We start from the raw sequence: 12,705 nt of genomic DNA on the forward strand, positions 1-12,705 counted from the left end.
TTTCGTTCTTCTGCCGCGAAACGGCTTTCGGATGAAGGCGGCCGGCGGTCGCTCGTCGCGCCGTCCCGGGGTTTCCCTGTCCGTGCCGATCCGACCCGTGTTGCCAGCGAGGGGTATGTACGCAATGTCCGTGACCGATGCCAGTTTCCCGATCATCAACTGGTCGAAGGCGATGCCTTCGTTGCGCCAGCTGATGTATTTCGCCTGTGTCGCCGAGTACGGCAGCATCGGCCAGGCCGCCGAGGTGCTGCACGTTTCGCAGCCGTCGCTGTCGCGGCAGATCCAGGCGCTCGAAGTGCACATCGGCGAGGCGCTGTTCGTCCGCGGTCCGGCCGGGGTGAGCCTGACCGAAGTGGGCAGGGTGGTGCATTGCCGCGCGGTGAAGATCATCGCCGAGGCCAAGGCGCTGACCCGCGACATCGGCGACGGCGACGACCGCCAGTTGCACATCGGTTTCAGCCGCTACCTCGATCCCGGCTGGTCCGGCGAGCTGGCCCGGCAACTGAAGGAAGCGCGGGTGTGCAGCGCCGTTTCGCCATCCTGGGCGCCATCGCTGGACCTGCTCAGCCTGGTCCGCGAGTCGTCCCTGGACGCGGCGATCATCGGCGCGCCGCCGAAGGTGGTGCGCGAATACGAGCTGATGGAGATCGGCAGCTACGAGCACGTCATCGCCCTGTCGGAAACCCTGCACCGGCGACTGGCGCCCGACTGGTCGCTGAACGACCTGATTGGCGAGCCGCTGCTGGTACCGAAGGACTCGCTGTTTCCCGCCTACAGCCAGTTCATGAACGATGCGATGGATGCCGCCGCCTTCGCGCCCCGGCGCAGCGTGCGGCCGAACGACCTGAGCATTCTCCTGGCCCAGGTCGCTAGCGGCGACGGCTTCGCCTTCCTGCCGTTGTCGCTGACCAAGTTCGCCTATCCGGGGGTGGCCTTCACCGCTCTGCCGGCGGCGGTCAACGAAGGCTTCCGCCTGCCGGTGGGGCTGGCGGTGTCGCCGACTTCGCGGCTTCGTGCCAGCGACACCCAGTTCGAATGCTTCGTCGAGACCGCGCGGCGGGTCGCCGCCGGTTGAGGGACGCGGCCGGGAGCGCCGGCCGCGCGAGGGGCTTCAGAGGGTCTTCATGTACTCGACCAGGGCGCGGCGCTGCTGCTCGTTGAACTGCGCGTTGCCGTAGTCGTGGCCGCCATTGGCGTTGCCCGGCTTGCCGCTGTCGAAGAGGAAGCGGTTGGCGCCGCCGGCATCGGTGATGTAGCCGACGTTGACCGGGTCGAACTCGACGCTGCCGGTATAGAAGGTCCGCGGCCTCAGGTCCGGCGGCAGCAGCAGGTCGTAGAGGGTCGCCACCGAGCCGTTGTGCAGGTAGGGCGGGCTGGCCCAGATACCGTTCAGCGGGCGCGCCTTGTAGGCCATCAGGTCGCTGGTCATCGCCAGGCACTGCTCCAGGCGCCGGGCCTTGTCGCTGCCGGCCGCGACGTTTTCGGCCAGGAGCAGGGCGCCTGGCGCGTCCGCGGCGGTCGCTTCGGCGCTGTCGGCGTCGGGGCTGTCCGGCACCGGACTGATCAGCGGCGGCAACTGCCCGTCGAAGATGCCCAGGGCGGCGGTCTGGAAGGCACCCAGGGCGACGCTCAGGCCGCGCGCGGCCAGGGCCTGGACCACCACTTCCTGGAGCACGTCCACCGCATAGGCCTGCTTGCCGTAGAAACCGCGCTGGCCGGTGCCGACGAAGGACAGGTAGGGCTTGCCGCGCACGTAGCCGGTCTTCAGTTGGGCGATGCTGTTGCAGGCGGTCCACGGGTCGGTGCCGATCGGCGCGACCTCGCCGCGCGCCTGCAGGTGGGTGAGCACGGTCTTCACCGGGGTCCGCAGGTCGTTGCGGTCCAGCGGCGTGTGGCAGCTGGAGCAATGTTGCCGGTACAGCTCGCGGCCCTCGGCGACCCTGGTCGGCTCCGGGGCGCCGAACAGCTGGTTCGGCCAGGCCGGCGGCTTCAGTTGGCCGAGCTGGTCTTCGATGCGGATCAGGTTGTCGACGTTGATGCTCGACGGGTAGCCGATGTGCAGCGCCGACTGGATCGGGCTGAGCACCTTGACGTCGGCGAATACCCCGACCGCCTCGCCGGCGTTGCGCGCCAGGGCGCCGACGTCGAACTTGCGGTTGTCGATCTCGACCACGTTGATGTGGTTCGGGTTGAAGCCGGTCCACTGCACGCGGTCCAGCTGCGGTACGTTCCACAGGAACGGATAGCTCACGGGGGCGTCCTCGGCGCCGTAGATCTGCTCGTCGGCGTGCAGTTCGTAGCCCACCGAGTTGAAGATCGAACCGATGGCGTCCAGGCGGCCCGGGCCGAACTCGGGATCGTGCGGCAGGTTGAAGTGCGAGCCGTCGCGCAGGCGCACGATGGTGGCGTCCAGGGCTGCCTGCAGGCGCGCCTTGTTGGCGTCGTTGTAGCCGCTGACCAGGCCGTCGGCGCCGAGCACCTTGCGGGCGAAGCGCTCGAACTTGGCGGTGTCGGCGCGGGTGCTCTGCAGGGCGCCGAGGATCTCCAGCTGGAAGCCGGCGAGGTCGCCCATGGTCTGCCCGCCGTAGACGGTCAACTGGGTGCCCTGGTAGCTGATGTGCGAGGTGTGGCACATGCTGCAGGTCGGTCCGACCCAGGGTTCCCTGGAGCCCTGCAGGGCTTTCCAGCGCAGCTTGGTGAAGGTCAGGTCGCTGTCGTCGCTGCGGTCGACCGCGTAGCCCTGCACCACCTTCACGCTGGAACCGCCGAGGGTGTGCGGGACATAGCCGTACTGGCGGATCAGCGCATCGGACATCAGCGGTTCTTCGCTGGCGCGCTGCTCCAGCGCCACCAGCCAGGCCAGCGGCAGCATCCGCGAGCCCTGGCCGGCTTCCAGCCAGGCGGTCTTCTGGGTCTGGTTCCAGCCCTGGTCGAGGTCGACGCCGCTGTCGTCGGCGAATGCCGGGGCACCGGCGAGGACGGAAAGGATGGCAAGGCTGAGTCGCGATAGGGGCATCGGGCGGTTCTCTCTATTGGGCATGTGGGCGGGGCCGGCTCACAGGGTCTTGAGGTATTCGAGCAGCGCCAGGCGCTGGCTTTCGTCGTACTCGCGGGCGAAGTCGTGGCCGGCGTTGGAGTTGCCTTCCAGATGGGTGTCGAAAAGGAAGGCGTTGTCCGGGCCGGGCGCGGTGAGGTAGCCGACCCGGCTCGGATCGAACTCGTGGCTGCCGGTGTAGAAGGTGGCCGGCCGTTGCTCCTGGGGCAGCAGCAGGTCGTACAGCGACGGCACCGAACCGTTGTGCAGGTAGGGTGCGGTGGCCCAGATGCCGTTCAGCGGGCGAGCGATGTAGCCGAGGAATGGATGCTCGGTATTCAGGCAGTAGTCCTTGCGCGCACTCTTGTCGGTGGGGACTTCGCCGGCGGTGACGCTCTGCGCCTGGCTGTCGGCAGGGGCGGCGCCGGCCAGCAGCAATTGTCCGGCGGGCACCGCTTGCAGGCTGTCGGAGCCGGGCAGGGTCTGCTGCCCGGTGACGATGGCGTGGATGATCTCGGCGATGCCGTCGGCCAGCTGGCCTTTCTTGCCGAGCATGATCTGGAACACCTCGGGGACCTGCATGTCGGCGATCTTCGAAGTCCGCCCGACGATGCCGACGCCGCTGGGGGTGCCGAGGGAAGGTCGGAACAGGCCGAAGTAGTTGCCGCTGGGGCTGCTGAAGGTGAAGGTGTTGCAGGCCATCCACGGGTCGGTGCCGATCGGCGCGTCGTCGCCATGGGCCTTCAGGCGCACCTGGCGGACCTTGATCGGGGTTTGCAGGTCGTCGCGGCCGATGCTCGCATGGCAGGCCGCGCAGTTCTCCTCGTAGAGGCGCTTGCCCTGGGCCAGCCTGGCGCTGTCCGGGGCGCCGAACAGCTGGCTCGGCCAGGCCGGCGCCTTGAGCTTGTGGATCAGGCCCTCGACACGGGTCAGGTTGTCCACGCGGATGCTCGATATATAGCCCTCCAGGCCGGACAGCGGATGGCTGACCACGTCGCCGTAGTCGCCCTGGACCACACCGATGTCGCCGGCCAGGTAGCCGAGGTCGAAGACCTGGCCGTTGAGATCGAGGACCTTGACGTTGGGCACGAATCCGCTGGATTGCAGCTTGTCCATCTGCAACGTGTGCCACAGTGCCGGGAAGCTGGTCGGCGCGTCGGTCGGGTTCGCTTGCAGATGGCGGGCGCCGGAGTTGATCGCCGTGCGGTTGAGTGACTGGCCGGTGGCGTCGAGGCGCCCCGGGCCGGGTTGCAGGTCGGTCGCGGACATGCTCAGCAGGGTGTCGATCAGCGCCGCGCGTTTGACCAGGGCGGCCTTCAGCAGCTCGCGGTTGGCCGGGCTGTCCTCGCTGCCGAGGACGTTGCCGGCGAAGCGCGCGAACTTGTCGCCGTCGTCGCTGGTGCGGCGCAGCGCGGCGAGCACTTCGTCGAAGATCGCCTGGACGTTGGCCAGGGTGGCGCCGGCGTCGACGGTCAGTTCGCTGCCGCGGTAACTGATGTCGGTGGAGTGGCAGCCGGCGCAATTCAGCCCGACCCAGGGTTCGCTGGACGACTGGCGGGCTTTCCAGCGCAGGCGGGTGTCGGAGAACTGGCTGTCGTCCTGCTGGTCGAGGGCGAAGCCGCGCGGCAGGCGCAGTTCGCCGCCTTGCCAGTTGCGCAGGGGAAAGCCGAGGCGCCGGGCGTTGTCTTCGGAGAACAGGCGCTCCTCGCTGTCCGGACGCTCCAGCGCCTGGGCCCAGGCCAGCGGCAGCAGCCGTGAACCGAGCGAGGCGTCGTACCAGGAGGCGCGTTGCTCGGCGTTCCAGCCTTGCTCGAGCTGGATTTCGGTGGCGACGGCAGGGCTGCCGGCGGCGGCCAGTGCGGCGGCCAGCAGGACCCGCGAAAAGGTCGGATGCATCGTGTTCCCCTCATGGCTGACGACGTCTGCGTCCCCACAGGGCAGAGCGATGCAGTGCGCTCGATGGCTGGGCGTGCCGCCACTTCGTCCCTGACGGGAGCGCGCCGGCCGCGGCGCGCCGCGGGCCGGAACGTCCGGTTGGGCACTACGCTACGGAGTCGCGGCGGCCGGCGGGTAATGCTTTTTGTGCGACGGAAAAGGTATGGGAAACGGAACCGCCCGGTCCGGAAAGGGCGCGCCGGTCGGGCTTCGCCGTGCGCGCCAGGTTCGCAGGGCGGAGAGCGCCTAGGGCGTTGCCCGTTCTATCGGACAATCCCTGCCGGGCTTGCGGACGAAGACCAGGTAGAGTGCGCTGAGCAGCGCGAGGAACGGCACGCCGAAGACCAGGGTCATGCGGAACGCCTCGGTGAAGAAGGTGGTGACCAGGATCGCCGCCATCAGCGCCAGGCCGAGCAATGTCGACCAGGGCGCCAGGCGCATGCGGAAGGCCAGCGGCGCGCCGCCGTGGCGGGCGCGGTGGCGGCGGAAGCAGAGGTGGGTGAAGAAGATCATCAGCCAGGTGAAGAGGGCGCCGAACATCGACACCGCCATCATCAGGGTGAAGGACTGCTCGGGGTAGACCAGGTTGAGCAGGGTCGCCAGGGCGATACCGACGCTCGACAGCAGCAGCGCGTTCAGCGGCACGCCCTGGCGGCTCAGTTCGCCGAGGCCCTTCGGCGCGTGCCCCGCGCGCGACAGGCTGAACATCATCCGGGTGGTGATGTAGAGCTGGCTGTTCATCGCCGACAGCGCGGCCACCAGCACCACGAAGTTCATCACCCCGGTGGCGCCGGGCAGGCCGATCGCCTGCATCACCGTGACGAACGGGCTCTGGCTCTGCCCGGCCTGGTCCCAGGGGACGATGGCGAGCATCAGCGCCAGGGTCAGCAGGTAGAACACCACCAGGCGCACGATGGTCGAGCGGAACGCCGACCTCACCGCCTGTTCCGGATGTTCGGCCTCGGCGGCGGCGACCGCGATCATCTCCACGCTGAGATAACTGAAGATCGACACCACCACGGCGATCCACATGCCTTTCAGGCCGTGCGGGAAGAAGCCGCCGTGGGCGCTGTAGTTGTGCACGCCGTAGGCCGGGTTGGCGGAGCCGAACACCAGGTAGGCGCCGAGCAGGATGAAGGCGACGATGGCGGCGATCTTCAGTGTCGAGAAGCAGTATTCGAAGTTGCCGAAGGCTTTCACGCTGCTGGCGTTCAGGCCGATCAGCAGGGTCGAGAAGGAGATGATCCAGACCCATTCCGGGATACCGGCGAACCAGTACTTCATGTACATGGCCACCGCCGTGACCTCGGTGCCCACCGCCAGGACGATGGCCGCCCAGTAGGCGTAGCGCACCAGGAACCCGGCCAGCGGGCCGACGTAGTGCTCGGCGAAGGCGCCGAACGAGCCGGGGGTGGCATGGGCCACGGTCATTTCCGCCAGGCAGCCCATCAGCAGCAGGGTGATCAGCGCGCCGATGGCGTAGCTGAGCAGGACGCTGGGGCCTGCGAAACCGATGGCGAAGGCGCTGCCCATGAACAGGCCGGTGCCGATGGCGCCGCCGATGGCGATCATGCTCATCTGCGCGGCCGAGAGCCGCCGTTGCAGGCCCTGTTCGCGGCGCGAGATGGCCTCGAAGCCCTGGGGGTCGTTCATCTGGATGTCCTCTGGAATCTTATTGGGGTTCTTATGAATTGCCGAGGGAACGTCGGTGGCGATGTGCGGGTGCCGGTCGCGGGCTCCTGTGCGCGAGAGCGGTGGGTGCTCGCGGGCCGCCCCGGGAATACCGGCGCGGTCCGCGCGGGCGGGACTCAGGTCACCTTGTGCCGGACCTGGTAGCGCGGCTCTTTCCAGGCTTCGCTCTGGAGGATTTCCAGCAACGCCTGCACCGCATCCCAGACCTCGACGAAGCGGGTGTAAAGCGGGGTGAAGCCGAAGCGCAGGATGCCCGGCTCGCGGTAGTCGCCGATTACCCCCCGGTCGATCAGGGCCTGGACGATGGCGTAGCCCTGGGCATGCTCGAAGCTGACATGGCTGCCGCGCCGGGCATGCTCGCGCGGGGTCACCAGGGTCAGGCCGAAGCGTTCGCAACGGCTTTCCACCAATTCGATGAACAGATCGGCGAGGGCCAGCGACTTGTCGCGCAGGCGCTGCATGTCGGTCCGGGCGAAGATATCCAGGCCGCATTCGACCAGGGCCAGCGAGGTGATCGGCTGGGTGCCGCAGAGGAACCGGGTGATGCCTTCGCCGGGCTGGTAGCGCGGCTCCATGGCGAACTGGCGGGAATGACCGAACCAGCCGGACAGCGGTTGCCAGACACGCTCGCGCAGGCGCGGCGCGACCCACACGTAGGCCGGCGAGCCGGGGCCGCCGTTGAGGTACTTGTAGGTGCAGCCGATGGCGTAGTCGGCGTCGGCCGCGTGCAGGTCCAGCGGCAGCGCGCCGGCCGAGTGGGCCAGGTCCCAGATCGCCAGGGCGCCGTTTTCGTGGACCAGGCGGGTGACCTCGCGCATGTCGTGCAGGTAGCCGGTCTTGTAGTTGACATGGCTGAGCATCACCACCGCGGTATCCGCGTCGATCGCCGCCGGCAGTTGCTCCGGGTCATCTACCAGGCGTAGCCGGTAGCCGCGCTGGAGCATGTCGGTAAGGCCCTCGGCGATGTACAGGTCAGTGGGGAAGTTGCTCGATTCGGAAACGATCACCTTGCGCCCTGGCGCGTCTTCCTCCTGGATCCGCAGGGCGGCGCTGAGCACCTTGAACAGGTTGATCGATGTGGTGTCGGTGATCACCACTTCGCCGGCGCGCGCGCCGATCAGGGGCGCCAGCTTGTCGCCGAGGCGCTCCGGCAGGCCGCGCCAGTCGGCGCTGTTCCAGCTGCGGATGAGCCCCTCGCCCCATTCCGCGGCGACCACTTCGGCGGCGCGCTCCACGGCGGCCCGGGGGCGGGCGCCGAGGGAGTTGCCGTCGAGGTAGATCACGCCGTCGGGCAGGGCGAACAGTTGGCGCAGGTCGGCCAGGGGATCGCCGGCGTCGAGCGCCAGGCAGTCGTCACGAGTGGTCATCGGTTACTCCGCGGTAGGCAGGGCGCGCAGCACGGCACGCACCGGGCTGGCATCGAGGTGGGTGAATTTCAGCGGCAGGGCGAGCAGTTCGTAGTCGCCGGCGGGCACGTCGTCGAGGACCACGCCTTCGAGGATCGCCATGCCGTGGCGGCCCACCGCGTGGTGGGCGTCGAGGGTCTTGGAGTGCTGGGGGTCGAGCGACGGGGTGTCGATGCCGACCAACCTGACGCCGTGCTCGGCGAGGCACTCGATGGTGGCCGGAGCGATAGCGCAGAAGCCTTCCGGCCAGTTCGCCGGGACCCGTTCGAAGGTCCGCAGCAGCACCCGCGAGGGCAGGTCGTCGAGCTGGCCGGCGAGGTGTTCGGGGGTCACCAGCGGGTTAGCGCCGATACAGTGGATCACCCGGCACGGTCCCATGTAGACGTCCAGCGGCACCTGGCCGATGGGCAGGCCGTCGGCGCGGTAGTGCAGGGGGCCGTCGACGTGGGCGCCGGTATGCGGCGAAAGGGTGATCCGGCCGACGTTGACCGGGCACTGCTCGTCCAGCCGCGCCGCCCATTCCTGCTGGAACGGCGTGTCGCCGGGCCAGGTCGGCGTGTTCGGGTCGAGGGCGGGACTGATGTCCCAGTAGCGGAGCGAAGTCATTGTTTTTCTCCGGAAATCCAGCGAATGATAATGAACGAGATTTCGGAGAATTTTCGTGCGAAATGCAAGGTCGCATGGCAATCTATTCGCACAAAATTCGAAGATAGCTATTCATTCTGATAGGAACTGCACATGTCCCTGGACGCCATCGATCTGCGCATTCTCCGTCACCTGCAGCAGGACGGGCGGATGAGCAACCAGGACCTGGCGGAGAAGGTCTCCCTCTCGCCATCCGCCTGCCTGCGCCGGCTGCGCCTGCTGGAAAGCGAGGGGATCATCCGCGGCTACTCGGTGGAACTGGATGCCGAGCGACTGGGCGTGGAGCTGGAAGCCATCGTCCATGTGTCGCTGCGCCAGGACGTCGAGGGTTGGCACGAGGCGTTCATCGCCAGGGTCCGGGACTGGCCGGAGGTGGTCACCGCCTATGTGGTGACCGGCGCCACCAACTATGTGCTACGGGTCCGGGCGCGCAACCTCAAGCACTATTCGGACTTCATCGTGAACAAACTGAACCGCGCCGCCGGCGTCACCGATATCCGCTCGGAAATCGTCCTGCAGGAGATCAAGGCCGGTGCCGACCTGCTCGACCTGGTGAACCTGAAGAGTTGAACGGGGCGACCCCTCATAAAAGCATGAGTGCAATGAGCGGGAGGAATTTTCAGTCGTCGAGGGAAATAATTATTTTGTCTTTTTTCATGGGGTTACGAGTTATTAGCTAATGAATAAATAGTCTGCCGGAATTGATTTTCCCCGTGCTAGGTTTCCTCCGTCCCCGTTGCCGGGTTGTCAACGTTACACGGAGGTTAGGCGGTGAGTGAATATATCGAGACCGACGACGCAAGTTACTTCCGGGTCAGGCGCCAGGCCTATGTTTCCGCGGAACTGCACCGGCGCGAACTGCACGAGATATTCGACGACAGCTGGCTGTATGCCGCCCACCTCAGCGAACTGCGCGAGCCCGGCGACTTCATCACCCGCGACGTCGGCGGGCGCAACCTGATCATCCAGCGTCGCGCCGATGGCGAGCCGGCGGTCTACCTGAACGCCTGCGCGCACCGTGGGGCCAAGGTCTGCGCCGAGCGCCAGGGCAACAGCCAGCGCTTCACCTGTCCCTACCATGGCTGGACCTACGACAGCCACGGCAGCCTGATCGGCCTGCCGGACAAGGCCGCCTACCAGCATGCCGGGCAATGCCATCCGGAGCTGTCCCTGACACGGGTGAAACACGCGGTCTACCGCAACTTCCTGTTCATCCACTACGCCGCCCGGCAACCGTCCCTGGAAACCTACCTGGGCCAGGCGAAGGACTATATCGACCTGATCTGCGACCAGTCCGAGGCGGAACTGGAGATCATCCCCGGCGGCTTCGAGCATTCGATCAAGGCCAACTGGAAGCTGCTCGCGGAAAACGGCGTGGACGCCTACCACCTGCCGTTCGCCCACAAGCGCTACCTGGAATACCTGAATACCCTCGGCACCGATCCGGAGTCGCACAAGCGCCACGGTCGCGGCGAGGCGCTGGGCAACGGCCACGCGCTGATCATCAGCGGCCCGCCGTCCACCGGACGGCCGATCGCCTACTGGAGCCCGTTGTTCCCGGAAGCGCTCAAGCCGTCCATCGCCGCCAAGTTCGAACGCCTGGTGGAACGCTTCGGGCAGGCGCGGGCAGAGGACATCGCCCACACCAACAAAAGCCTGTTCATCTTTCCCAACCTGGTGATCAACGACATCCTCGGCCTAAACATCCGCTCGTTCTTCCCGACTGCCGCCGATGAGGTCAGCGTCACCGTATGGGGCGCCGGCTTCGCCGATGAGACCCGCGAGGAGCGGGCGGCGCGGATCAATGGGTTGATCTCGTTCATCGGCCCGGGCGGTTTCGGCACCCCCGACGACGTCGAGATCCTCGAATCCTGCCAGCGCGCCTACGCCCACGCCGCCCTCGGCTACAGCGATTTTTCCCGCGGCATGGGACCGGCAACCCGCCGCCACGTCGACGAGGAGCAGAACCGCGGCTTCTGGCGCGAGTGGAGCCGCCGGCTCGGGCAGCAGCCCGCCGCCCTGCGGCGTCTCGCCGTGGCCGTCTGAGCCGTCTTCAACCATCGCTCCCTGCAGATCCCTGCGCGCCGCCCTGGCTACGCGGGGAATAAAGGGTCACTGCAAGGAACGTCATCCATGTGTGGAATCACCGGCTGGACCGACTGGAGCCGCGACCTCGGCGAGCAGCGCAGCATCCTCGAACGCATGACCCGTACCCTGGCCCCGCGCGGGCCGGACGCCGAAGGCCTGTGGCTGTCGCGGCACGCGCTGCTCGGCCATCGGCGCCTGGCGATCATCGACCTGGAGAACGGCGCCCAGCCGATGCTTGCCGAGGCTGGCGGGCGGGTGGCGCTGACCTACAGCGGCGAGGTCTACAACTTCCGCGAGCTGCGCGCCGAGCTGGAGACGCTGGGCCAGGTCTTCCGTACCCGCTCGGACACCGAGGTGGTGCTGCGCGCCTATCTGCAATGGGGTGAGGCTTCCTTCGCCCGGCTCCGCGGCATCTACGGCTTCGCCCTGTGGGACGAGCGCGAGCAGAGCCTGTGGCTGGTGCGCGATCGCTTCGGGGTCAAGCCGCTGTACTACTACCCGACCGCCGGAGGCGTGCTGTTCGCCTCGGAACCCAAGGCGATCTTCGCCAACCCCGAGGCCGACCCGGTGCTCGACGCCAGCGGCATCGCCGAGCTGTTCGCCCTGACCACCGCGCCGACTCCCGGCCACGGCCTGTACAAGGGCCTGCGCCAGGTCCGGCCGGGCCAGGCGCTGCGCTTCGACCGCAATGGTGTGCGCGAGTTGGTCTACTGGGCGCTGCGCGCGGAACGTCACGAAGAGGGCGCCGAGGACAGCGCCGAACGCGCCGGCCAGTTGCTCCGCGAGGCGGTGGCCGAGCAACTGGTGGCCGACGTCCCGCTGGGCAGCCTGCTTTCCGGCGGGCTCGACTCCAGCGCCATCAGTGCCTTCGCGGTGGCCGCGCTGGATGGCGACGCGCGGCGCCTGCCGACCTTCTCCGTGGACTTCCCCGGCGAAGGCCGCGGCTTCGTCCCGACGCCCTGGCAAAGCAGCTGGGACGAACCCTATGCGCAGCTGGCGGCGAACTTCCTCGGTACGCCGCACCGTACCGTGCTGGTCGCCCCGGAAGAGGTGCTGGAACAGGACGAGGCGGTGCTCCAGGCCCGCGACCTGCCCGGCTGGGGCGAGCTGGACGCCTCGCTCTACCTGCTGTTCCGCCAGGTCCGCGAGCACACCACGGTGGCACTGTCGGGCGAGTCGGCCGACGAGGTGTTCGGCGGCTACCCGTTCTTCCACGACCCGAGCGCCCTCGCACACGACGGCTTCCCCTGGCTGGCCGGCAAGAGCGGGCCCTGGCAACTGCTGCGGCGGGAGGTCGCCGAACGGGTGGCGGCGCCGGAATACATCCGGGCGCGCTACCGCGAGGCCCTCGCCGAAGTGCCGCGGCTGGATGGCGAGGATGCCGCCCAGCGACGCCAGCGCGAGGTCGCCTACCTGGCGCTGAGCCGCTGGCTGCCGGCGATGCTCGAACGCAAGGACCGGATGAGCATGGCGGTCGGCCTGGAAGTGCGCGTGCCGTTCTGCGACCACCGCCTGGTGGAGTACGTATGGAACCTGCCCTGGGCGCTGAAGAGCGTCGCCGGGGAAAGCAAGAGCCTGCTGCGCCGGGCCCTGCGCGGGCACCTGCCGCAGGCGATCCTGGAGCGGCGCAAGAGCGGTTTCCCGGCCAACCCCGACCCACGTTACCTGGCGCTGCTGCGCGAGCGGGTCGGCCGCCTGCTCGACGACGGCCGCTCGCCGCTGTTCGAACTGGTGGACGCCGGGCGGGTCCGCCAGGCTCTCGAACAGGGCACGCCGCTGCCCAGCCCGCGTGCCTCGGCGAGCCCGACCGCCGGCCTGGCCTACCTGCTGAACCTGGACCGTTGGCTGACCCGCCATGGGGTCGACATCAGCCTCTGAGCGGCACTTTCTTAGCGGAGGATACTC

Annotated in this window: 9 protein-coding genes; 4 read left to right on the forward strand and 5 right to left on the reverse strand. The window is 68.0% G+C overall.

All coding sequences use genetic code 11. From position 1 onward, the window contains the following. The first annotated feature begins 172 nt into the window (after positions 1-172). On the forward strand, positions 173-1,075 hold the full coding sequence (locus HMPREF1224_RS41175) for a LysR family transcriptional regulator (RefSeq protein WP_003139628.1): 903 nt from the start codon (positions 173-175) through the stop codon (positions 1,073-1,075). A 36-nt stretch (positions 1,076-1,111) separates the two neighbouring features. On the opposite strand, the gene HMPREF1224_RS41180 is transcribed toward HMPREF1224_RS41175, so the two are convergent. The 5 genes from HMPREF1224_RS41180 to kynB form a co-directional block, all read right to left on the reverse strand. Then, entirely contained in the window at positions 1,112-3,016 is a 1,905-nt protein-coding gene (locus tag HMPREF1224_RS41180) for a 10S-dioxygenase (protein WP_010794120.1), read from the reverse strand. Between the two features lie 39 nt (positions 3,017-3,055). Next, positions 3,056-4,930 carry a (7S,10S)-hydroperoxide diol synthase gene (locus tag HMPREF1224_RS41185; RefSeq protein ID WP_010794121.1) on the reverse strand — a complete coding sequence of 625 codons (1,875 nt, stop codon included), beginning with the start codon at positions 4,928-4,930 and terminating at the stop codon, positions 3,056-3,058. Positions 4,931-5,215: 285 nt separating this feature from the next. Beyond that, positions 5,216-6,622 carry an amino acid permease gene (locus HMPREF1224_RS41190; protein WP_003114855.1) on the reverse strand — a complete coding sequence of 469 codons (1,407 nt, stop codon included), beginning with the start codon at positions 6,620-6,622 and terminating at the stop codon, positions 5,216-5,218. Between the two features lie 155 nt (positions 6,623-6,777). Continuing rightward, the gene (kynU, locus tag HMPREF1224_RS41195) at positions 6,778-8,028 is read right to left on the reverse strand and encodes a kynureninase (RefSeq protein ID WP_003114854.1); all 1,251 of its coding nucleotides are present in this window, start codon (positions 8,026-8,028) and stop codon (positions 6,778-6,780) included. 3 nt (positions 8,029-8,031) lie between these two features. Beyond that, entirely contained in the window at positions 8,032-8,673 is a 642-nt protein-coding gene (kynB, locus tag HMPREF1224_RS41200) for a kynurenine formamidase KynB (protein ID WP_010794122.1), read from the reverse strand. 132 nt (positions 8,674-8,805) lie between these two features. Between kynB and kynR the strand changes: the two genes are divergently transcribed. The 3 genes from kynR to asnB all read left to right on the forward strand — a co-directional run bounded on the left by kynR (position 8,806) and on the right by asnB (position 12,678). Further along, positions 8,806-9,282, forward strand: coding sequence for a kynurenine pathway transcriptional regulator KynR (gene kynR / locus HMPREF1224_RS41205; RefSeq protein ID WP_003088777.1), 477 nt, complete (start codon positions 8,806-8,808; stop codon positions 9,280-9,282). 201 nt (positions 9,283-9,483) lie between these two features. Then, positions 9,484-10,758 carry an aromatic ring-hydroxylating oxygenase subunit alpha gene (locus HMPREF1224_RS41210; RefSeq protein ID WP_003142518.1) on the forward strand — a complete coding sequence of 425 codons (1,275 nt, stop codon included), beginning with the start codon at positions 9,484-9,486 and terminating at the stop codon, positions 10,756-10,758. A gap of 87 nt (positions 10,759-10,845) precedes the next feature. Then, positions 10,846-12,678: an asparagine synthase (glutamine-hydrolyzing) gene (gene asnB / locus HMPREF1224_RS41215; RefSeq protein WP_010794123.1), complete on the forward strand. Its 1,833-nt coding sequence runs from the start codon at positions 10,846-10,848 to the stop codon at positions 12,676-12,678. Positions 12,679-12,705 lie beyond the last annotated feature (27 nt).

The sequence above is a fragment of the Pseudomonas sp. P179 genome (genome assembly GCF_000478485.2).
In the GTDB taxonomy this organism is placed as follows: Bacteria; Pseudomonadota; Gammaproteobacteria; order Pseudomonadales; family Pseudomonadaceae; genus Pseudomonas; species Pseudomonas aeruginosa.